We start from the raw sequence: 21,116 nt of genomic DNA, 5'->3' as shown, positions 1-21,116 counted from the left end.
ACCGTAAAGATTTAAAAGCACTTCATTTGGAAAGGATACATCACTCTTTGAACTATTATTTTCTGGAATCTCAATATCCACGTAGAGGGTTTATTAGTGGTGGAACGATTTTCACTCCTCAATTAGAGATGAATTATGTGGCGGTAGAGAATCCGTTGCCAGAGGGGACAACCGCAGAGGTTGAGTTATTGTCTTCAGTGCGCAAGATGAATGTAGATTATTTTGAGACGATCACAGGAACGAGACATGTATCAGATCGTTTTAAAAAGCTGTTGGAGGAAGCCAATACAAACGCACAGTTTATTCCGACAACGGTATGTTATCACAACGGTCGTATGGTGGAAGAAACCTATTGGACTGCACATCAGCTGGATCGTTTGGATGTTTTCGATTATGAACGTTCCGAATATGGGCGCAAAGCAGTCATTGCTGCATCTGTAGAACAGCCTCCACGTAAGATCGTCAAAGTTGTATCTCGAATCTGCCTTCATGAAGAGCGAATTGGTGAGCATGAATTTTTTATGCTGGATTATATCCATATCTTCAAACCCATTGTTTCAAAAGGTTTTTACGAAGTATGCCGAAAACATAAGCTGAATCTAAACGTTACAGAAGTCGGAGAGGTAAGCTCCTGAAATGCATGGACATCAATGCATAGAAAGCACAAAGAAGCCCGCGTTAGACGCGGGTTCTTAATCTTTATTTTTCCCCGGTAGCCCCCGGATTCTCCTCATAACTTATTCAGCCGCTCCTGCTGCAGATTGGATTCTGCTGGGCTTTGGCAAGCTAACTTTACTCCCCGATCTATGTGTCATGCTTTCCTTCAACGGATAATCCAATGGATGTAGTCTTGTATCATTTCTTTGCTTCGTGTTCGATTGATTTTATCCGGCTCGAGATACAAATTGAGAGCCATCCCATTCATAAAGGCATACAGCTTTTCCTGTTCCTTCTCTTCATCGGTAGTGCGTAGAAGACCTTCATTTTTCAAGTACGTAATGCAGTTCCTTATTGCGCTTTGCAGGTCCTCATAGTTGGCATCGAACCCTTTTTGCGTTTTTCCATAGCTTACAAATGCAAACCAAACCTCCATTTCCAATAATGTCTGTTCATCAGTCGGCACTAGCTCAAGCAAGTATTCAACAATTCTTTCTTGAGGCGCCAGTTCTTTTGTATTCAGATTCTTTAGCCGAGCAAGTACCTTTTCTTTAACTAACTCCATTGCAAATGCTAGCAGGCTCTCTTGTTTGGAAAAATAATGTCTTAAGGCTCCTTGTGATAATCCGGCTTCCTTCGCAATTGTTCTTGACGTTGCATGATGAATGCCCTGCTCACTAATGATTTTCCAAGTTGCTTCAGCAATAATATTCTTCATTTTCTCATGGTCCACGATTTTTGGCATACACACAGAATATCATATTATTTAACTCAACTGAAATAAATAGACGAAGAAGATGGGATGTGCTAGAGTTTATTTAACTCAACTGAATTAAAAAAAGAGGCAAAGCAACATACCACTCAAGGAGGATAATTGGAATGAATCAGCAATTCAAAGTAATGTTTCCAGGATGGGGAAAGGCAATCGGCCTATTGTGCATGATAATTATATTTGCTGCTGTATTGTGGTTGGTATGGACCGGAAACTTGAATATAAGGTACACAGCCGACCGTGAGGAAGTGATTCCAATATGGCATAGTATATTCCCGGCATTCTTTGGCATTTTCCTAATCCGTATGATTCCTTATGAAAGTCAAAGTCAAGATCCCTCGTCTTATCAACAAATGGAGAAAAATCGCTTGGTCGTTCAATCGAGTGCATTATTGCTGTCAGGCGTTTTATTTACGGTTTCTCTGATAACGATAGACCCGCAAGGATTACATTTTCAGCTATATTATTTGGCATTCAAGTTGACGACACTATTGTTCATTCCGCTGATTTTATTGCTGATTTATCGCAAAATAACTGGCGGGCAACAAGACATGATCTCGAAAAAGCCTCGCTCTCGCGGACACGTCATTGCACCACTGATCGTTATTGTGATTTGGTGTTATCTAAAGTTCTATTCCCCGATTGCACAACCAGAAGGAGCAATCGAAGCAACCAATATGTCAGAATTACTTTTCTTGGTGTTGATCGGTTTTATGATCAATAGCGTATTGGAGGAAGTTTTTTATCGAGTGTGGCTGCAAACGAGGTTGGAGACTTTGCTTGGAAGATGGCCCGCCATATTACTAGTTTCAATTCTATGGTCCATCTGGCATGTCGCCATTCAAGGAAGTGGTCAGTGGGATATGGATATGGCAACTGTGATTGCAAATCATGGGGTTACGGGTCTCTTTCTTGGTTATCTATGGTCCCGCTATCGTAAAATATGGGTGATTATCCTGATTCATGGACTCATGAATGCTTCTCCTCATTTTCTTCTGCAGATTTTGTTTCATTAGAGGGATAGGATCTGTTTGGATCAGTGTTTCCGTGCATCCATGCCTCTATCTCTCACGTATTCCCGGTTGACACTGAGGCGCTGCAAATACACCGCAACAGGCATCAGCCTGCATGGCGGTGTATTTGTCGTTGAGATCCTGCAGACTTGTGCTCCGTCCCGACACGTTCTTCGTCGCACCGGATTCTCCTCATAGCTAATCTATTCACTCCAGCTTCCAGAATACAACTTCACATTTGATAATCCCCTTTCTTCCAGCGCAATCACGTGCGGACAGGTGAATATGCCTGAACCGGAGTTGCAGTAGTATTCCTGCGGAGGGATCAGATACATGAAAGAAAGACAGAAAGACACAATTTTCCTATAATATAATTTCCGATTGTTCAAACCTCTGAACATATGGTAAGTATTTTTACATGTTATTTGTATTTTTAAGTTAATTCTTTATATTTAACTCAATAATGTTATGTTTTATAACAAAAAAATATTGTTGCAAATGTATTTATATGTTAACGTTTGTTTGTGTAAGGTAATATTACATAGTAAAGAGGGGGAGCGAGATGTTTATTAACCGAACGATTAGGAGATTGGGAGTTTCAGTAGGGATTCTGAGTATGTTTGCATTTGCTATACCTTCAGTGGGCTTTAGTATGCCGTTGCAACCAACAACCCTGGATAAGGTAGAAGGTGATTATTATGTAACATCTGCGATTGAGAACATTCGCTGGGGATCACTGCCTAATCGGGACAGCTCTCCAATTCTTACTGTACCATCGGGAAGTGCTGTAACATTTGATACGGTATCGCATGAGGGACTGATGGAGGATCAAGGGAGAAATCCAGTGGAGTACTTCGGCAAATTCGGTATCTCATCCGATGGCGTGTTGGATGATGCGAAGGCAATTACAGCTTCTGAGATTAAGCATGATTTTGTAAAAGACGGACCTCATATTATCACTGGGCCAGTAGCGGTTGAGGGAGCAGAACCGGGAGATGTGCTTAAAGTAGAAGTCCTTTCGTTGCAAACGCGAGTTCCCTATGGTGTTATTTCTAACCGCCATGGTAAAGGTGCCCTTCCTAACGAATTTCCGGAAAATACAGGCCCGCAAGAGGGAGCTAGCGCAACAAAACCGGAATTATATAATAATGTATCTATATTTACACCTATTGAAGAAATCAACGGTAATTGGTATGGTTTGTTACCAACAAAAGCTGGCAAGAAGGTACGTTTCCCAATTAACCCGTTTTTAGGTGTTATGGGGGTTGCGCCAAATACCAGCGAAGTTGTGAGTTCTATCCCACCTATTGAAACAGGAGGGAATATGGATATTAATGAGTTGGGTGTTGGTGCAACTATTTATTATCCGATCCAAGTTAAAGGCGGGCTATTTTACACTGGAGATCCGCACTTTGCTCAAGGGGATGGAGAAGTAGCGTTAACTGCATTGGAAGCTTCCTTGAGGGGAACAGTTCGGTTAACGGTGTTGAAGAAAGGTGATCCATCACTACCGCATAGTGGAGAATTCACGCAACCCTTTGCTGAGACAGAGGATTATTGGATTCCCATTGGACTGGACCCTGATTTGGATGAAGCGATGAAAGAATCAGTACGTGAATCGATTCAATTTTTATCCGATAAGCTTGATATGGATAGAAGTGTAGCTTATGCGTACCTGTCGGCCGCAACGGATTACGAAGTATCTCAGGTCGTGGACCGAACAAAAGGGGTTCATGGACTCATTCGAAAGACCGATTTCCTTGAATATGTTGACGTTGCCATGAATGTAGGTGGTACGACGATCAAACCGGTTGTTCATAACGATGAGTTCTACGTACCGATTCGAACCATTTCGGAGCTATTGGGCGGCACAGTAGAATGGGATCATAAGAAGCGTACCACGCAAATCAATTTAGGCACGAAAAATATAAGTGCTCAAATTGGTTCAGATGTGTATTCAATCAACGATAAACTGGTGTTCAATAGTAAAGTACCAAAGCTTTTAAATGGCGAAACTGTCGTTCCGGTTGCTGTTATTAATGAAATACTAGGTGCTTATGTAAACTGGACGACGATCGACAAGACGTTAACAGCAAATGTATCGTTAAGTAAAAAGTAATAATCGATTTCATGATTCAACCGTGGTGGACAGATGTCCATCACGGTTTTTTAGTATCATAAATCCAAACAAAGAAAAATACATCGCCGGGGCAGATAAGCCACCTGGCGATGTATTCAACACCGATACACTGCTATACGTCTTTATCCGCTTCCGCATCACCTATAGCCACCGGATTCTCCTCATAACTAATCCAGTCGCTCCAGCTCCCGGAATACAATTTCACATTCGAGAATCCCGCTTCCTCCAGAGCAATCACATTCGGGCAAGCCGAGACGCCAGAGCCGCAGTACACGATAATCGCCCCATCCTTGTCCAGCTTACTGAAACGCTCTTCTAACACCCCAGTATCTGTCCAACGTCCATCCCAATCCAACACATCTTTCCAAAAATAGTTCAACGCACCCGGTATATGTCCGGCCTTGGCATCAATGGGTTCCTCCAGACCTGCATAGCGGCGGGCATCGCGAGAATCGATCAACATGGCGCTACCGCTTGCCGAAGCTTGCTGAGCATCCTCAACACTAGCCAGCATCTGCGGCTGTACGTTCACCTCAAAGGAAGACGGGATCTGCACAGGCACATCCTGAGTCACCGGGAACTTGGCATTTTGCCAAGCGGAGAAACCTTCGTCCATGATGTATACCTGCTCATGTCCCATATAGCGAAGCAGCCACCATAACCGTGAAGCATTCATGCCGCCTTGATCGTCATAAGCAACAATTCGACTATTGGAGCCAATACCAGCTTTGGCGAGACGATTCGCTATCACAGCCGGGTCAGGGAGCGGGTGGCGTCCTCCGTGTGCAGAGACAGGAGATGACAGATCTTTTTCCAAATCGAGATAGACAGCTCCTGGAATATGCCCGGCGTCATAGGCTTGTCTTCCAGCCTCCGGCTGACCGAGCAAGAATCGGCAATCGGCAATGACCACATCCGGTTCATACATTCTGGCGAGCAGCCAGCGCATGGATACAATATTTTTCATTAAAATACACCGCCTTATGAGAGTGGTAGAGTCGTTTAAAACTACGCATTATGAACGAGCAAGTTTGTTATACCGTAGTAGGCTCAACAGGCCCTTTGCCAGCAATCGGAGCATCAGCAGGAATGGGTTGAGGTTTGGTTTTGCCGTATCGAATGAAGATCCATACCCCGAATATAATGACGACCCCGGCAGACATCTGTAACGCACTGAGGGATTCACCGAGCAGCATCCAGGCCAGCAATGAAGAGAATACGGGTTCCCCAAGTACACCCATGGATACCGTCGTGGCATTCATATATTGAAGCAGCCAGTTGAAGAGATAATGTCCGAAGATCGTTGGCACAATGGCGAGCAATAGGAAGATCCCCCACTCTGATGCAGCGTAACCTCCGAACGGATGGCCCATGATCAGATTATATACCGCCAGCGTGCAGGCAGCCACGAAGAATACCCAGAAGTTATACGAGAATGCACTAAGCCCCGCTCGCAAAAATTGACCCAGCAGCATATGGACAGCGACTGCAATTGTGCCAAGCAAAGAGAGGATGTCACCTTGCAGGGCAGTACCTGCCAACTGGAAATCTCCTGCACCAATGACGATTGACCCAAACAGGGCGATGCCCATGCCTATGATCATCATGCGGTTAATTTTGGCTTTGAACAGCCATACCGAACCTGCAAGAATCAGTATAGGCTCCAGTGCGAGAATAACGGTGGAACTGGCGACACTGGTGAGTCGAAGCGAACCCATCCAGAGCAGAAAGTGAAGGGCCAGCATCACACCGGATGCAAGCAGCAAGCCCCACTGGCGTAAGCTCAGACGCATCATCTCGTGTCTGTATTTCCAGACAAACGGGAGCATTAACAGATTGGTCAGAAATAGACGGTACATGGCAATGACCGCAACATCTGCGTTAGACCAACGTACAAATATCGAAGAAAAAGAAATGGCGATAATGCCGACAAAGAATAACAGATAAATGAATCTGCCGGCACGGTTCAAGCTTGTCATGGGTGTAGCTCCTTCTTGAAGTCTGATGGCGTAAATCACTTCATTATACAGGAGAAGGTAACCGTAGGAAAGATCAAGAGAATAAAGAGATAAGTAGATTGTAACCGGGCTTGTAACTATTCTGTCATTCTCCCGAATCATTTTTCTATTAATCTTCTATATAGAGACATGAAACGAGATAATATACCAATAATCGGGAAAAAATGAAAGTAAGGAAGTGGCATGACAGTGAGAGTCCAACAAGAGAGAGCGGGAGAACGTGGCAGTATTCCGCACAACACAAGCCGCAAGAAAACACATAAAAGAAGAAAAATTCGGTATGGAAGGATCAGCATAGCTCTAATGCTCCTGGTACTGTTCGTTACCGGTGTAACATATATATTCCTTGGCATGACACATTGGATCAAAAGCGTTGTGGCACCGCCTCCGATGACTGTAATCGAACAGCCCGCCAAGCTCGGCATGATACAAATTACTCCAGATGCGAAGGAGGAGCCGGTACGGTTCCAGGGCCAGGTTCGCAAATTGGCATACATAACGTTTGATGATGGCCCAACGGAGTATACGGAACAACTGCTGGATATTTTGAAGCAGCACGAGGCGAAGGCTACCTTTTTCATGATCGGACGACAGTTGAATCAGCATCCAGATGCTGTGAAACGGCTGTTGAAGGAAGGCAGTTACCCTGGACTCCACAGCATAACGCATAACTATAAAAAGCTGTATAAGAGCGGCAGCTCTGCAAACTTTGTGAAAGAGTTCAAAAAAGAACAGAAGATGGTGCAGGACCTGATTGGTTTTACGCCTCATCTTATTCGCGCGCCTTATGGCAGTAGTCCACAGATTGGTGAAAAATTCAGAGGTGACATTGCGGCGGCCGGGTTCAAAATGTGGGACTGGACGACAGATTCACTGGATTGGAATCTTCCCGGTCAGCCGGATAAGATTGTGGCCCGCGTGAGCAAAAGTGTACATCGGGATAAGGAAGTGATTCTGATGCATGAGCGAGAGCAAACGGTTCAGGCTTTGCCGCGTATTCTGAAGTTGCTCGAAGATCGAGGTTACGAGTTCGAAGTATACGATCCGGATGCACATTGGATAGCGAATTTTAGCGGAGATACCCGCTTGTAAGAGAACAACAAGATGGAGCAAGAGAGGAAGGACTTAGGTGCTAACGAGTAAAAAAGTGGCGCTCGCAGCAGTTAGTGTATTGCTAATTCTGCTGGCGAGTGGTTGTGGAGATCCGCAGGAGCCTGCGGCAAATCAGGTGAACCAACTGGTGCTCAGTGGTCAGAAGATTGATCAGAGTTTGAACAATTTGACCAGTCACGAGCAGGAAGATATGAAGTTATACAAGTCCATTTTAGACAAAGGCAAGAACAAAAATAGTGATCTCGAAGCACTGCTGGATCAGGCGGCAGATCATATTGATGAACGAAGCGCGTTGTTGAAAGAGGCGGAAGAGGCCATGAAACAGACCAACGAGAGGGCGGTAGCCCTGCGCAGTTCATTGAAAGAACTATCATTTGAAAACGAAGAAACGTTGGCACAGGCTGAAAAGGTGCTGGATCAGTATGAAGCAAGAGCGCGTGCATTGGAAAATTTTATTGCCTCGTATCAGCTAAGTCTGAGTGCCGATGAGCAGTTGTATGATCTGATGAGAGAAAGTGCAGAACCTAATCTGGTTAAGATCAAGCGAGCCATTCGGTCACGAAATAGCGAATATGCGAAGCTTGCTGAATTCCGTAAGCAATTTAACCTCCAGACCAAAGCATTTAACGTAGCCAATGCCAAACTGGTTCAGATGGATCAGGCCAGCTAGGCTGGGGTCCCTGATAATCGTTCAGATATTTTGCATGATTGAGCTGCCTTTCTCCCGTGTAAGTACTAGTATACAGCCAAGCCAATGGATGAGAAGCAACATGGACAAGCATCATTGCGTATAAGCTAACGGAGGTGTTCATATGCGAAAAGGAAATACAATGAAAGTCAGTGCATCACTCCTGGTTTTACTTATGGGATTCTCGCTTGTGGCCTGTGGGAACAGTAATCCTGCAGCACAGCCACCGGTGAATAATACGGAAGAACAGTCACCAGCACCAGAGCAACAACCGAATGAAAGTGCTGTAATAGAATCGGAAGGGATTCTCACCGGATGGGCTGATCCGCACACCGTCGAGATTCGTGTGAATGACAAGCCGATGTCTTTCCAGGTGGGCGAAGACCTGCAGAAGTCTTTGGATGATATCGATGACGAAGATTCCGTTCGTTTCAAATATGTAGAGAAAACCATTGATGCAACAACGAAACAGCTTGTACTTACAGAGATTGCTAAGATTGAATCGAGTGATGATAATAATGGTTCCAATGGAGGTGGCACTGTAACCTCCGATCGTCCGAAGACAGCAGAGCTGGAAGTGACGGTAGAAGGCATGACCGAGAAGCGACCAGTGACACTGGCACAAGCAAAAGGTTATTCACTTTATGTGTTTGAACCGATGGCTTTTGACGCGGAAGATCAGGAATTGACCATGAAGATTGATCCCGACTATGAGGTAGAGATTGAAAAGCTGCCGGCGGATTACAATCTGGATGTGCTAAAGATGGACGCCAAGGAAGAGTTGTCCGAGACCGGAGAAGTGAAGCAATTGACGGCTGAACAACTCAGTAATGGGCCGATGAAGGATGCAAAATTGTACATGATGTCCCAGAATGATAAGAAAACAGAGTACTTTATTGTGAAAGAACTGGACGGTAATGGCTTCGTTTTCCATATTCATGCACCGATTGGGGAACCGTCTGAAGGTTTCCTGCCCATGGCATATGCATCCCTTAATTCCATCATGAATGAGTAGAAAAAAAGATTCCCTAAACAGCGTGTTTCCTTGAGAGAGGAGATACGCTGTTTTTGTTGAGGGTCCCTACACTATAGAGTGTACCGGGCTATGCAAAGACAAAGAGCCGGAAGGAACGATGCCCATGCATAGGTTCCTCCCGGCTTCTTCACCGTATTAATATTCAGTTAGCAGAATCGAACCAATAGCCTGGATAGGACTAATAGGCATAATCAGGTTAATATAGTCGATTTCTTACGCCCTCTGAGTTCCTGATAGCTGGCGATTACATTCTGATGAACGGGATGTTCGTCGGGAATTCCCATGCGTTCACGGATGAAGGCGGAGACGCCATCTTCGCGAATCATGTGTTGTAGCTTCATGGCTTCCTCGTCGCGTTTGTCATTGAATAGCATTGCGGCCGCCATAGCAGAAGTTAAATGAGGAATTTTGATTCCGAATTCACTGGCCTGCATCGCTGGGCGAACAAGCCGATCATGTGGCGAGAGCTTGCGAAGGGGGGAACGTCCGACCCGAGTGACCTGATCTGTCAGGTTGGGGTTAGCAAAGCGTTCCAGTATGGTGTCGATATATTTGTTATGCTTCTGAGCGTTAAATCCGTGCTTCTGGATGAGCATCTCACCGGTCTCTTCCATAACCTGCCGTACCTTGGACCGCAGGGTGGAGTTGCTCATAACCTGCCGGATTGTCTTGAATCCTTCAAGATATCCGAAGTATGCGGCGACACAGTGGCCTGTATTCACCGTAAACATTTTACGTTCGATATAAGGTTCAAGGGAATCCACATAGTGAACACCGTCAATTTCTTTAAAACCATCCAGAAGTGCTGGACGATGAACGACCCATTCGTAAAAAGGTTCAACCGTGACCTGCAGCGGGTCTTTGTGGTTTTGGGCCGGAACAATCCGATCCACAGCTGCATTGGGGAAAGAAACATAACGTTCGGCTTTATTGCGAGTCTGTTCATCCAGGAATGGATAGATGCGTTTCTTCAGCCGGGTGCTGCCACCGATGGCATTCTCGCAAGCAATGATATGCAGTGGCGCCTGATTATTGTTTTTCATGCGAAGTTGAATGCCTTTGGCGATTGGCTCTGCGATATCTCCGAGTGCAGATACACCCACCGCAGTTGTAATCACATCAGCTGAAGCGATCTCTTCAGCAACCAGATTTTGCTCATTCACGTTGATCGCCGTCACGTTGTTGACAATCGTTGTATCCTGTTCGCTATTGGCAAGTGTAATCGGGTATTCCTGTCTCTCTTGAAGCATGGAGATTTTCTTCGGGTTACGTGCGACAAAGCAGACTTCGTAGTCGGAAGCGGACAACATATGACCGATAAAACCGCGGCCTATATTGCCCGCACCAAAATGTACAGCTTTCATGTGTGAACTCCCCCTTTAAGGATTAAATTGCGAAATTCGTGCAGACCTTAGACGGTAGTGACGAGTGGCTTCGAAATCAAATCGTTAAATGCAAGGTCAGTCAAGCAAGAAAGCCGTTGGTGAGGCATATCGAATTCCAGTGTTCCGGTGATGGTATTCGAGATGACTACGCAGTGCATACCAGCCGCAGCAGCTGCACGCGCGCCGTTAGGTGAATCCTCAATCGCTACGGCTTCGTCTGCAGTTACTCCAAGGGCTTCAAGCGCTTGATTGTAGAGTTCCGGGTCAGGCTTTACATTCGCTACATCATCTGCCGTACGAATGACTTCAAAATAATCTTTCAGTTTCAGTTGTTCCAGATGCTGTTCAACCCACTCCCGTTTGGAGCTGGAGGCTACAGCGAGTTTCAATCCGGCTTCACGTGCTTGTTCAAGATATTCCTGAATACCAGGACGTACCTTCTCCTTGTTCATCAAAGCAGCGTGCTGCAACTGAACGGACTCCCTGAACGCTTCCCGATCGATCGGAAGATTCAAATCTGTGATGAGGTACTCATACGGATTAAATGTTTTCAGACTGGTCCCGATGCATTGTGAGTACATCTCCAGGGTTAGATCTACGCCGTGTTCCTTGTAAGCATCACGAAAAGCAATATACCATGCTGTCTCTGTATCAATAATCGTTCCGTCGAAATCAAACACCAGTGCCTTAATCATAAATTTGTTCCTCCTGTTTCAGAATTAGTTTGGGATAAAATAAAATGAAAGTTTTCTGCAAATTCATTTCCGTATATTCATTAACCTGCGGAATGTTATCTGACGCAGTTTATCGTTAATGGATATTAAATTGGGAAAAAATATGCGTTAAAAGCTAATAAAACCGTAACATAGGACAAACTTGGGGGTCAAGTGTGTTATGAATGTTTACATTGAAAATTTTCACATGAATGACGTATTTTCAAAAAGTGATGAACCTTGCAAACCGTTAAGCCCTTTACATGTAAGCGGTGTACTGAATAAACTGTTTTTTCAGCTTAATAAAATAAAAGAATTTTTATGAAAATGGGCTTTTCTGATCCTTCAACAGCTTTCGACACTTTTATAATAGAAGAAATCGTGTTCCTGTTATCAGGAATATTAGCTTTACGCCGGATTAAACCCTGTGGGAAAATAGAAGAAAGATTCTGAAAGTATATGGAGTAAGGGAGGAAGACAAGCATGCTGCTAAGAGACCATTTCAATGGCTGCTTCATCGGGCTTGCAGTGGGCGATGCGCTCGGGACTACCGTGGAATTCAGCAGTCCGGGCACATTTGAACCTGTAACGGATATCGTGGGAGGCGGCGTATTCAGGCTGGAACCTGGACAGTGGACAGATGATACATCCATGGCTCTATGTTTGGCAGAAAGTCTGGTACGTAAGGCAAACTTCGATCCTGCGGATCAGATGCGCAGATACACGAATTGGTACAGGGTCGGATATATGAGCAGCACAGGTGATTGCTTCGATATCGGCGGGGCGACGCGAAGTGCTCTGGAGAGGTTTGAGATCACTGGAGAAGCCTTCAGCGGATCAGCTGACCCGATGACGGCGGGCAACGGCTCTATTATGAGGCTTGCTCCTGTCGCGTTGGCCTACGCAAATCAACCAAACGAGGCAGTCCGCTATGCCGGGTTGAGTTCTCGCACAACACATGCCGCAGCGGAAAGCGTAGAGGCATGTGAGGTATTGGCTGCCATACTTGTTGCTGGACTGCACGGAGCGGACAAGGACGTCATGCTAATGCCGGAGACATGCCGACAGTGGAGGGAAGAGACTGTATTTTCACCTGCTATTGAAGAGGTTGTCATGGGTTCCTATCAGAGTAAAGAGCCGCCCGACATTAAGGGTAGTGGTTATGTGGTTCGTTCACTTGAGGCAGCACTATGGGCGTTCCATAAGTCGGCAAGTTTTGAAGAAGGCGCATTGTTAGCTGTTAATCTGGGTGATGATGCGGACACTACGGGCGCGGTGTACGGACAGATCGCTGGTGCTTATTATGGACTGAGTGGTATTCCGGCACACTGGCGGGACAAGCTGGCTATGCGTGAAACGTTCGAACAACTAACAGAAGCCCTGTGGTTGAAGGCGACAGAAACTCGTTGATAAAGAGATAGGAGAAGAGAACATCTATGAGCACGACTGGACACAAAACAGAATTAGAGGCTTCGCAGTCTGGTAAACGAGGGGCATTTCCATTGTCCCTGTTATGTCTGACGATTGGAGCTTTTGCGATTGGTATGACTGAATTCATCATTATGGGCCTGCTGCCCAATGTGGCAACAGACTTGAATGTAAGCATTCCACAGGCAGGACAACTCATCACGGGATATGCGCTTGGTGTAGCGGTAGGTGCGCCGATCTTAACCGTGTTCACCCACAAGATTCCACAGAAGAAACTGCTGGTGTTGCTCATGTGCATTTTCATTATCGGGAACGCATTGTCTGTCATTGCCCCGACATACGGGTTGTTAATTTCAGCGCGGATATTAACGGCATTTGCACATGGTACGTTCCTCGGTGTAGGTTCGATCATGGCAACGCGGCTTGTTGCACCCGAGAGAAGGGCAGGAGCGGTATCAGTTGTTCTCGCGGGGCTAACGATTGCCAACATCATTGGCGTTCCGTTTGGTACGTTTATCGGGCAACAGCTTGGATGGCGGTCATCTTTTGGAGCAATTACGATCTTGGGCATCATTTCGTTGATTGGCATCATTCGTTTCATTCCCGTTCTCCCGCAAGGCGCACCAGCAAACCTCGGGCAGCAATTTCGGAATCTGGTCCGTCCCCAAGTATTATTGGTTCTGCTCGTGGGAGCAATGGGCTGTGGAAGTCTGTTTGCCGTATTTACGTATATCACGCCGATGCTTGTGGACATTAGTGGTTTTGCCGAGCAAAGTGTGACCTGGATTTTGGTGCTGTTTGGATTCGGTGTTACGTTGGGCAACATGGTTGGCGGCCGTCTCGCGGATTGGAAGCTAATGCCTTCATTGATCGTCAACTTTGGAATACTGGCGGTGCTTCTGGCTGCACTTACGCTTACGCTGGAGAATCCTTATCTTGCTGTAATCACGATATTCTTGTGGGGGGTTGCCGCTTTTGGTATTATGCCGGGATTACAGATTCGCATCATGAATATGACCCGCGAAGCGCCACTGCTGGCGACGACATCAAGTCACTCTGCATTTAACCTGGGGAATGCAGGAGGTGCCTATCTGGGCGGGTATGCAATTACCCATACTGGACTTATATCCGTTCCTTTATATGCAGCAGTTATTGCCGGATTGGGTTTGCTGGGACTGCTCTACAGTCTGTTCATGGGGCGTAAACATCATGGACCAGAGGTAGTCGAGGTTGCAGAGGCCGTGTCGGCAAGCTGAACATAAAATCCGTTCACCTCAATTCTTCCATTGAACATGGAGAATTGAGGTGTTTTTTATGTCATGATGAATCCGGAGTTGGGAGTGAATAGACGGTCTGGTGGCGTGCAGAAGTATACTTTTTTAAGTAGAAGGTATAGATATTTAAGTTTTTTGATGATGTACAAGACATGTAAGGTGATATAATGAAAATGTAATTGGAATTGTTTGTAAATTATGGATAGTGAATGTTGGCATCTGTATTAGGAAAGGTGAAGAACAGCAAGACGTATTCGTGCGTAGGAAGGAGGGACTTCACTCTAAAATGTAAGGGCTTTCAATTTGGGGGTTGTATATCTGAAAGACCTGTTATGAGGTTCGTACACGATTTAAAATCATATTCCAAAGGAGATTGATACTGATGAAAAAAGGTCTGTCCAAGATTCTGAGTCTCTCCATCACAGCAGCACTCCTTGTACCTACAATGGCGTCTGCAGCCGATATGCAGGAAACCGCAGCCCCTAGCCCCATTCAGGCGGTGGTAGATCAGGGAACGACCGGGACCCTGGATAATTCCGGGCAAAATGCGCTGGCTAACACTCCGGTTGTGCCTGCACCGCCAGGTTATGATGCCTATCGCAACAATATTCCGCACGGCAATACCAATCTGATCTCCTATTATTCCACAACGGTAGGAAATACACGGAAAGCGACGGTGTATACACCGCCAGGATATTCTCCGAATAAAAAGTATAACGTTCTGTATCTCTTGCACGGCATCGGCGGGGATGAGTATGAGTGGGTTAACGCTATGAAACCGAAGAATATTCTGGACAACTTGTATTCCGAAGGCAAACTGTCAGATATGATCGTTGTTATGCCGAATGGCCGTGCCATGAAGGACGACCGTCCAGTGGGTGACATCTTTGCTCCGGACAAAGTGGCTGCGTTTGAACGGTTTGAACAAGACCTGCTCAAGGATCTGATTCCTCACATCGAGGCTAATTATCCGGTGTACAAAGACAAGAATAGTCGTGCGCTGGCCGGTCTGTCCATGGGTGGTGGGCAGTCACTTAACTTCGGATTGAAAAATCTGAATACCTTCGCTTGGGTAGGGGCCTTCTCGGCTGCACCGAATACGCAATCTGTATCGCAGCTGGTGTCCAACCCGGGACAAGTTGCTAGCCAACTGAAATTGTTGTGGATCTCCTGCGGATCGAGTGATGGTCTGTTATGGGTCAGCCAGAATTTCAAAAACGGCTTGAGCAGCATGAATATTCCGCATACGTTTTATCTGGATGTAGGTGGACACGAGCCATCTGTCTGGAACAGCGGCCTGTATCAGTTCTCACAACGAATCTTCAAGTAATTAACCGGCACTCTTAGGGGTTTAGAGTTTTAAGGATATGTACTGGGAATTATATTGAATGGCCGCTGCCTCAGTTCTGTTACGTACAGAGCTGGGGTTTTTGTGCCTTTATGATGAATCAAGTCATTTGAATGGAGTATATAGGGTATTATTAATTTTGGAAATGGGGTTAATGAGATTGTAGAGATTGGTTTAATTTATTATTACATAGGTATAGGTACTGTGATGAAGGAGAGGAATATGATGTTTTATTACAAAGGTGCGTTCCGTGAAACGGACAATGTGATCTATTTTAAAAGCGATGTTTCATTAGCCCAGAATGATGTTGTCCTATTTGGTGAAAAGAAGTATTTTATCGAAAGTGTGGAGAAAGAATATCTCCTGCTTCAGCGGGTTGGTTCCATTGTTTCTGTGAGCCTGTGAAATCTTCGTAAGGTCTTATAATCATTTACTTAGTGTCAGGTGGCCCTGGGGTGTCACCTTTTTTTAGTTTTCTTGAAAATACACATTTAGATTGAAGGGGGATCTATCCACTTGACATTAGCACTGATGAAATAAAAAAAGCCCAGTTAGGGCTTAGTTCATTAAAAACATGGCAAGCATTGTACCTATTATTAATAGAAGCATAAGAGCCAGTGGAATTGAGCTTATAGTAATTGCCGCAATAGCCAACCCTCTTCCCGATGTTGAACGTCGAGCACTTATGCCAAGAAAAAAACTAGTTGCGTTAATTAATAGAACCAATGCCATTGTGATCATTATTCCGTTTCCATTTGTATTGTAGCTTTTATTTGCTTCCATTGCCATATGGAATAAACCGAGGGAGGCTAATCCAATAAAACTAAATATAAAGGATACTACTGCTCTGCCAAGTCTGTCTACTTTCTTAATTTCCTTTTTCGCCTTCTGTTGTGATACGGTTCCCATAACATCCTCCTGAGTCTTATGTACTAATTCGTAGTCAAAAAGTAGCATTTTATTATGTTGGCATGTTTACATCTTTAATGGAATAAATTTCTTTTATCGTAACTTCATGAAGTTGATGCTTCATTAAGGAAGGAGAATGGCGATATTAAAAGGTTGCATATGCTGCACACTCCATTTACATAAAATAATATTTTTTAAAGCTTTATAGCCCGTACCTATTTCCCCGTACATGCACTTCTGGGCCTCTGCCTACATACAATAAATCGACCCTGTTCCCACATGTGCTCAGGCCAGATCGTTGTAAAACTGCAGGAGGTGTCATCTGTGCCCGGATTGTTTACCGCAATTGCTCTATTCATTAAAGAGTTAACGTTACTCGTCTCGTATGTCAAAAATAATGCGTTCCCCCAGCCACTGGCTGAGGATGATGAAGCCAAACATTTACGCCTTATGGCTGAAGGCAATGCTCACTCTCGCAATCTGCTCATTGAACACAATCTGCGCCTCGTCGCGCATATCGTCAAGAAGTTTGACAACACGGGTGAAGATCAGGAAGACCTGATTTCCATCGGAACCATCGGTTTGATCAAAGCCATCGAAAGTTTTCAACAAGGCAAGGGCACGAAGCTTGCCACATTTGCGGCGAGATGTATTGAAAACGAGATACTTATGCATCTCCGTTCCCTGAAGAAAACACGCAAAGACGTATCCTTGCACGACCCCATTGGTACAGATAAAGAAGGCAATGAAATTACATTGATCGATATCCTTGGCACAGAAGCTGATGATGTCGTAGATCGGGTACAGCTCAAGATTGAAAAAAGCAAAATTTATCGCAATCTAGATATCCTGGATGATCGGGAGAAGGAAGTTGTCATCGGTCGATTTGGTCTGGAAGCAGGCGGGGAAGAACGAACTCAACGCGAAATTGCAAAGGAACTGGGCATCTCACGTTCTTATGTATCACGGATTGAGAAGCGGGCGTTAATGAAGCTATATCATGAGTTTTATAAGCAAAAATAGTTGCTGGTGTAGCTGGATGCATGAAGATCGAAAATTTGATACACAGCGCTCTCTGAAATTGGTACGACATAGAGGGGAATGAAATTACACTGATCGATATCCTCAGAACAGATTGGATAAGCAAAGAAATTACTAAACAGACAAGAGGGCTCCTTAGCGGGAGTCCTTTTTACTGTTGATATCTTTAAAGTTTGGGTCTAAATCGTATTGATTATTTGGGATTATAACCTAAATAAAGGAATTTATATCTGCGTTGAAGAATATCTTCTACATAGACCGATTTAATATATAAGGAGTACAACATAATGAAGCAGCTTTTTCTGAAAATTCCACTTTGGTTTTGGTTCATCTGGATCATAGGATTTATGATGATCGTGTTCAACTCGTTTCAATGGTATTCCAGTGTTATCAACTTTTTTGCGTTAATCATAATTAATGTTGCTAATGCGATTCGAATTTGGAAAAACGATCGACCATTAGCGATTGCCTTCTTATTCGTTTCCGTTCTATGTTTGGTTTATATTTTAATATATTTCCTTAGATATGTATGGTAAATGGCTAACGAACCTACCGCATCTTAATTGGCAGATCATCAAAGCTTTCGATATTTAACGAACCTCAGTAACGCTATTTCGTCACAAAAGGGCTTCCAAACCTTAAAAATCCAGTGAATCCACGAAATAGCGTCTCTGTGATTCGTTAGATCTCAGATCAGGGCCAATGGGAGCGAATAATGTGTGTCAGGTTCATTAAAACAAAATAACACAGCAAAGAGCGTGTCCCTCGTCATATCCATGACTTATGGGACATGCTTTTTGCTGTGCAAAAAAAATATATAAAGAGGGATATGTATTCTGGGCAGATTATTATATGATGATTAATATTATTTTTCATCGTAGAGAGCATGTGCAGAAAGAGAGTGGTGGTTGATCATGCAGCAAGAAACGTTAACAAGGGGATTAAAGAACCGACATGTGCAATTGATGGCGATCGGAGGTGCGATCGGGACAGGTCTGTTTCTGGGAGCAGGCAAAACGATCCAACTGACAGGACCATCCATCTTGCTTGCCTACATTATTACGGGAGTTGTGTTGTTCCTGATCATGCGTGCATTGGGGGAGCTGCTCTTAAGCAACTTGCAGTATCATTCCTTTGTTGATTTTGTGCGTGATTACCTGGGAAATATGGCGGCATTTATTACAGGCTGGACCTATTGGTTCTGTTGGATTTCCATTGCCATGGCCGATATTACCGCCGTTGGTTTATATACGCAGTTTTGGTTTCCGAATGTACCGCAGTGGATGCCAGGGTTAATTGCGTTAGTCATTTTGCTAATTATGAACTTGGCAACGGTCAAGTTGTTTGGTGAGATGGAATTCTGGTTTGCCCTGATTAAAGTGGTGGCTATTCTGGCACTTATTGTGGTTGGTTTATATATGATATTCAAAGGTTTTACAACGGATCAGGGTCCTGCAAGCTTCACCAATCTGTGGAGTCATGGGGGATGGTTCCCGAATGGACTGCATGGCTTCATCATATCGTTCCAGATGGTGGTGTTCGCCTTTGTAGGCATGGAACTGGTGGGACTCACAGCTGGAGAGACGGAGAACCCGGAGAAGGTTATTCCGAGAGCAATTAACCAGATCCCGATCCGGGTATTGCTTTTCTACGTTGGAGCATTGCTGATTATTATGAGTATCTACCCGTGGAACGCCATTGTGCCGACTGAAAGTCCGTTTGTACAGGTGTTTGCCGCTGTGGGAATTGCGGCTGCCGCAGGAATTGTGAATTTCGTGGTACTGACTTCCGCAGCTTCGGCTTGTAACAGTGCCATTTTCAGTACAAGCCGTATGGTGTTCTCGATGGCAAAGGATCGCAACGCACCCGAGTCATTTGCACGTCTGAATAACAGGAAGGTTCCTTCCAACGCGCTGTTTTTCTCCACGATTGTTATTTTGATCGCGATTGTTCTGAATTACATCATGCCGGAGGGCGTATTTACGCTGATCACAAGTGTGTCTACCGTGTGCTTTATCTTTGTCTGGGGCATCATGGTGATCTGTCATCTCCGATATCGTCGTACTCAGCCGGAACTTGCGAGTCGCAGCCGCTTCAAACTGCCACTTTATCCGTTCTCGAACTACTTGATTTTGGCTTTTCTCGCGTTTGTGCTGGTGGTATTGGCATTGGCTGAAGACACGCGAGTGGCGTTATTTGTCACGCCGGTGTGGTTTATCCTGGTTGCAGGGATTTACCTTTTTAAAAAGAGAAACTTGAGCAGTGATAGATAGTAGAACTTGGCTTTGTTAATAAGCAGACCCGCCCAATTCAATTGGGCGGTTATTCGTATTTAAATTCTTGCAGCCTCGTTGCTTTCGCGAATGCCTGCGTAGATGGCATCACAGATATCGGTAGTATACTTTCCCGACATCCCTTCAAGTGCCGTATTGGTGAATGCGACAACACTAAGTTCTTCTTTTGGATCGACAAACCAGGAGTGACCGTAGGTTCCGCCCATCCGCCACGTTCCCGGGGATTCCGGTGTACCAGCTGCAACAGGGTCTTTAAGTATTGTAAATCCAAGGCCGAACCCTCTTCCTGGCCAATACGGCATGTCGAGTTCACCGATTTGATTCGTGGACATCTTAGAGGCAACAGCTTCGGTAAGAATGGGCTGTCCCCCTTGCCGCAATGTCTCAAGTAAAGTGAGAAAATCTCCGGTGCTTCCAACCATTCCCGCTCCGCCTGATGCATAAGCCGAAGGTTGATTTGCACGATTGGGGGCAAGCCGGAAACCGGCAGTACCTTCAATAAAAGGGACCTGCTCCAATTGATTATGGAGAAGACGCGGTTCTTCAGAACCATCAGCGTATGCAGCGGTCAACCGATCCGAATCCACCGCAACAAAATCAGTGTCCTTCATGTGAAGTGGACGAGTAACCAGCAATTGAACAGCTTCTCTTAATGACATTCCGGTTACCTTTTCAATAACAGCTCCGAGTACATCTGTCGCGATGGAATACCTCCACATGTGTCCTGGCTCATATATAAGAGGAACAGAAGCAAGCCTTTGGAGATTCTCTTCCAGACTTAATTCAGATAAATCCATTCCATCCGAGATACCTGCACGTTCATAGGTTCCTTGCTCTTCTTGGAAAAACCGATAGGTCAAGCCGGCAGTGTGTGTCATCAATTGCTGAATGGTTATTTGGGTGTCCTGACCATTGGCAAGCTTGGGCCGGAATGCAGGTAGCCAGCGAGTCACCGGATCATGCAGACTCAGTTGTCCTTGTGAGACCAATGCCAGAGCTGCTGTGGACACGATGGGTTTGCTTACGGAAGCCAGTCGAAACAGAGCGTTTTCTGCCATGGTACGCTTTTGCTCCCTGTCTGCTAAACCGGCAGCCCGGCTGTATATCAGTTCTCCTCCTAATGCAATCTGTACAACCGTTCCCACGATTCTTTTTTCGCTTATAGCGAGATCAATTGCCTCATCCACATAAGTATGCAATGTGGTTATGTGTTCTTTTATCATTCTAATCTTCCTCTCCTCCACGGATGTGATTGATTCATTATTGTGACTGTGCTTATTATATAAA

General features: G+C 45.1%; 19 protein-coding genes and 1 pseudogene. 12 read left to right on the top strand and 8 right to left on the bottom strand.

Annotation, left to right across the window (positions count from 1 at the left end):
• Positions 1-47: 47 nt before the first annotated feature.
• The gene (locus MKY85_RS21785) at positions 48-635 is read left to right on the top strand and encodes a DUF1629 domain-containing protein (protein ID WP_342570734.1); all 588 of its coding nucleotides are present in this window, start codon (positions 48-50) and stop codon (positions 633-635) included.
• Positions 636-823: 188 nt separating this feature from the next.
• Here MKY85_RS21785 and MKY85_RS21780 read toward each other — a convergent pair whose 3' ends face one another.
• A complete protein-coding gene (locus tag MKY85_RS21780; RefSeq protein WP_339236361.1) occupies positions 824-1,402 on the bottom strand; it encodes a TetR/AcrR family transcriptional regulator in 579 nt (192 codons plus the stop codon).
• Between the two features lie 134 nt (positions 1,403-1,536).
• Here MKY85_RS21780 and MKY85_RS21775 point away from each other — a divergent pair, with 134 nt between their 5' ends.
• On the top strand, positions 1,537-2,445 hold the full coding sequence (locus MKY85_RS21775) for a CPBP family intramembrane glutamic endopeptidase (protein ID WP_342570733.1): 909 nt from the start codon (positions 1,537-1,539) through the stop codon (positions 2,443-2,445).
• 200 nt (positions 2,446-2,645) lie between these two features.
• Here the strand turns inward: MKY85_RS21775 and MKY85_RS21770 are convergent.
• Positions 2,646-2,738, bottom strand: a pseudogene (locus tag MKY85_RS21770) (sulfurtransferase); the annotation flags it as partial.
• Positions 2,739-3,004: 266 nt separating this feature from the next.
• Between MKY85_RS21770 and MKY85_RS21765 the strand changes: the two are divergent.
• Complete coding sequence (locus MKY85_RS21765) at positions 3,005-4,561, top strand: acetamidase/formamidase family protein (RefSeq protein ID WP_342570732.1); 1,557 nt, start codon at positions 3,005-3,007, stop codon at positions 4,559-4,561.
• 133 nt (positions 4,562-4,694) lie between these two features.
• Here MKY85_RS21765 and MKY85_RS21760 read toward each other — a convergent pair whose 3' ends face one another.
• Together MKY85_RS21760 and MKY85_RS21755 are read right to left on the bottom strand one after the other, a co-directional pair.
• A complete protein-coding gene (locus tag MKY85_RS21760; RefSeq protein WP_342570731.1) occupies positions 4,695-5,549 on the bottom strand; it encodes a sulfurtransferase in 855 nt (284 codons plus the stop codon).
• A gap of 67 nt (positions 5,550-5,616) precedes the next feature.
• Positions 5,617-6,561 (bottom strand): DMT family transporter, encoded by a 945-nt coding sequence (locus tag MKY85_RS21755; protein ID WP_339236334.1) that lies wholly within the window; start codon positions 6,559-6,561, stop codon positions 5,617-5,619.
• A 222-nt stretch (positions 6,562-6,783) separates the two neighbouring features.
• Between MKY85_RS21755 and MKY85_RS21750 the strand changes: the two genes are divergently transcribed.
• From MKY85_RS21750 to MKY85_RS21740, 3 genes are all read left to right on the top strand, one after another.
• The gene (locus MKY85_RS21750) at positions 6,784-7,692 is read left to right on the top strand and encodes a polysaccharide deacetylase family protein (protein ID WP_342570730.1); all 909 of its coding nucleotides are present in this window, start codon (positions 6,784-6,786) and stop codon (positions 7,690-7,692) included.
• A gap of 37 nt (positions 7,693-7,729) precedes the next feature.
• Complete coding sequence (locus tag MKY85_RS21745; RefSeq protein WP_342570729.1) at positions 7,730-8,383, top strand: YkyA family protein; 654 nt, start codon at positions 7,730-7,732, stop codon at positions 8,381-8,383.
• Positions 8,384-8,525: 142 nt separating this feature from the next.
• Positions 8,526-9,416 (top strand): hypothetical protein, encoded by an 891-nt coding sequence (locus MKY85_RS21740; protein ID WP_342570728.1) that lies wholly within the window; start codon positions 8,526-8,528, stop codon positions 9,414-9,416.
• Between the two features lie 212 nt (positions 9,417-9,628).
• On the opposite strand, the gene MKY85_RS21735 is transcribed toward MKY85_RS21740, so the two are convergent.
• Both MKY85_RS21735 and MKY85_RS21730 read right to left on the bottom strand, forming a co-directional pair.
• Positions 9,629-10,801 (bottom strand): mannitol-1-phosphate 5-dehydrogenase, encoded by a 1,173-nt coding sequence (locus tag MKY85_RS21735; protein ID WP_342570727.1) that lies wholly within the window; start codon positions 10,799-10,801, stop codon positions 9,629-9,631.
• Positions 10,802-10,848: 47 nt separating this feature from the next.
• Positions 10,849-11,517: an HAD family hydrolase gene (locus tag MKY85_RS21730; protein ID WP_253439552.1), complete on the bottom strand. Its 669-nt coding sequence runs from the start codon at positions 11,515-11,517 to the stop codon at positions 10,849-10,851.
• 501 nt (positions 11,518-12,018) lie between these two features.
• Here MKY85_RS21730 and MKY85_RS21725 point away from each other — a divergent pair.
• The 4 genes from MKY85_RS21725 to MKY85_RS21710 all read left to right on the top strand — a co-directional run bounded on the left by MKY85_RS21725 (position 12,019) and on the right by MKY85_RS21710 (position 15,990).
• Positions 12,019-12,945 carry an ADP-ribosylglycohydrolase family protein gene (locus MKY85_RS21725; protein ID WP_342570726.1) on the top strand — a complete coding sequence of 309 codons (927 nt, stop codon included), beginning with the start codon at positions 12,019-12,021 and terminating at the stop codon, positions 12,943-12,945.
• 26 nt (positions 12,946-12,971) lie between these two features.
• Entirely contained in the window at positions 12,972-14,219 is a 1,248-nt protein-coding gene (locus MKY85_RS21720) for an MFS transporter (RefSeq protein ID WP_339256564.1), read from the top strand.
• Positions 14,220-14,619: 400 nt separating this feature from the next.
• A complete protein-coding gene (locus MKY85_RS21715; protein WP_339236318.1) occupies positions 14,620-15,567 on the top strand; it encodes an alpha/beta hydrolase-fold protein in 948 nt (315 codons plus the stop codon).
• A 240-nt stretch (positions 15,568-15,807) separates the two neighbouring features.
• Positions 15,808-15,990, top strand: coding sequence for a hypothetical protein (locus tag MKY85_RS21710; RefSeq protein WP_342570725.1), 183 nt, complete (start codon positions 15,808-15,810; stop codon positions 15,988-15,990).
• A 153-nt stretch (positions 15,991-16,143) separates the two neighbouring features.
• Here MKY85_RS21710 and MKY85_RS21705 read toward each other — a convergent pair whose 3' ends face one another.
• Positions 16,144-16,494 (bottom strand): hypothetical protein, encoded by a 351-nt coding sequence (locus MKY85_RS21705; protein ID WP_342570724.1) that lies wholly within the window; start codon positions 16,492-16,494, stop codon positions 16,144-16,146.
• Between the two features lie 324 nt (positions 16,495-16,818).
• Here MKY85_RS21705 and sigK point away from each other — a divergent pair, with 324 nt between their 5' ends.
• Together sigK and MKY85_RS21695 are read left to right on the top strand one after the other, a co-directional pair.
• Positions 16,819-17,517, top strand: coding sequence for an RNA polymerase sporulation sigma factor SigK (gene sigK, locus MKY85_RS21700; protein ID WP_090915017.1), 699 nt, complete (start codon positions 16,819-16,821; stop codon positions 17,515-17,517).
• Between the two features lie 932 nt (positions 17,518-18,449).
• Positions 18,450-19,808: an amino acid permease gene (locus tag MKY85_RS21695; RefSeq protein ID WP_342570723.1), complete on the top strand. Its 1,359-nt coding sequence runs from the start codon at positions 18,450-18,452 to the stop codon at positions 19,806-19,808.
• 59 nt (positions 19,809-19,867) lie between these two features.
• On the opposite strand, the gene MKY85_RS21690 is transcribed toward MKY85_RS21695, so the two are convergent.
• The gene (locus MKY85_RS21690) at positions 19,868-21,052 is read right to left on the bottom strand and encodes a serine hydrolase domain-containing protein (protein WP_342570722.1); all 1,185 of its coding nucleotides are present in this window, start codon (positions 21,050-21,052) and stop codon (positions 19,868-19,870) included.
• Between the last annotated feature and the right edge of the window lie 64 nt (positions 21,053-21,116).

Origin of the sequence: Paenibacillus sp. FSL R5-0749, assembly GCF_038595085.1 — a bacterium.
In the GTDB taxonomy this organism is placed as follows: Bacteria; Bacillota; Bacilli; order Paenibacillales; family Paenibacillaceae; genus Paenibacillus.
The sequence above is the reverse complement of the archived record's forward strand: the minus strand, read 5'-3'. Positions and strand labels throughout refer to the sequence as shown.

What these genes read in the sequence shown, in the direction of transcription:
- MKY85_RS21780 (WP_339236361.1), bottom strand. Translation starts at nt 1,402, where the DNA reads ATGCCAAAAATCGTGGACCATGAGAAAATGAAGAATATTATTGCTGAA.
- MKY85_RS21775 (WP_342570733.1), top strand. Translation starts at nt 1,537, where the DNA reads ATGAATCAGCAATTCAAAGTAATGTTTCCAGGATGGGGAAAGGCAATC.
- MKY85_RS21765 (WP_342570732.1), top strand. Translation starts at nt 3,005, where the DNA reads ATGTTTATTAACCGAACGATTAGGAGATTGGGAGTTTCAGTAGGGATT.
- MKY85_RS21760 (WP_342570731.1), bottom strand. Translation starts at nt 5,549, where the DNA reads ATGAAAAATATTGTATCCATGCGCTGGCTGCTCGCCAGAATGTATGAA.
- MKY85_RS21755 (WP_339236334.1), bottom strand. Translation starts at nt 6,561, where the DNA reads ATGACAAGCTTGAACCGTGCCGGCAGATTCATTTATCTGTTATTCTTT.
- MKY85_RS21750 (WP_342570730.1), top strand. Translation starts at nt 6,784, where the DNA reads ATGACAGTGAGAGTCCAACAAGAGAGAGCGGGAGAACGTGGCAGTATT.
- MKY85_RS21740 (WP_342570728.1), top strand. Translation starts at nt 8,526, where the DNA reads ATGCGAAAAGGAAATACAATGAAAGTCAGTGCATCACTCCTGGTTTTA.
- MKY85_RS21735 (WP_342570727.1), bottom strand. Translation starts at nt 10,801, where the DNA reads ATGAAAGCTGTACATTTTGGTGCGGGCAATATAGGCCGCGGTTTTATC.
- MKY85_RS21730 (WP_253439552.1), bottom strand. Translation starts at nt 11,517, where the DNA reads ATGATTAAGGCACTGGTGTTTGATTTCGACGGAACGATTATTGATACA.
- MKY85_RS21725 (WP_342570726.1), top strand. Translation starts at nt 12,019, where the DNA reads ATGCTGCTAAGAGACCATTTCAATGGCTGCTTCATCGGGCTTGCAGTG.
- MKY85_RS21720 (WP_339256564.1), top strand. Translation starts at nt 12,972, where the DNA reads ATGAGCACGACTGGACACAAAACAGAATTAGAGGCTTCGCAGTCTGGT.
- MKY85_RS21715 (WP_339236318.1), top strand. Translation starts at nt 14,620, where the DNA reads ATGAAAAAAGGTCTGTCCAAGATTCTGAGTCTCTCCATCACAGCAGCA.
- MKY85_RS21710 (WP_342570725.1), top strand. Translation starts at nt 15,808, where the DNA reads ATGATGTTTTATTACAAAGGTGCGTTCCGTGAAACGGACAATGTGATC.
- MKY85_RS21705 (WP_342570724.1), bottom strand. Translation starts at nt 16,494, where the DNA reads ATGGGAACCGTATCACAACAGAAGGCGAAAAAGGAAATTAAGAAAGTA.
- MKY85_RS21695 (WP_342570723.1), top strand. Translation starts at nt 18,450, where the DNA reads ATGCAGCAAGAAACGTTAACAAGGGGATTAAAGAACCGACATGTGCAA.
- MKY85_RS21690 (WP_342570722.1), bottom strand. Translation starts at nt 21,052, where the DNA reads ATGATAAAAGAACACATAACCACATTGCATACTTATGTGGATGAGGCA.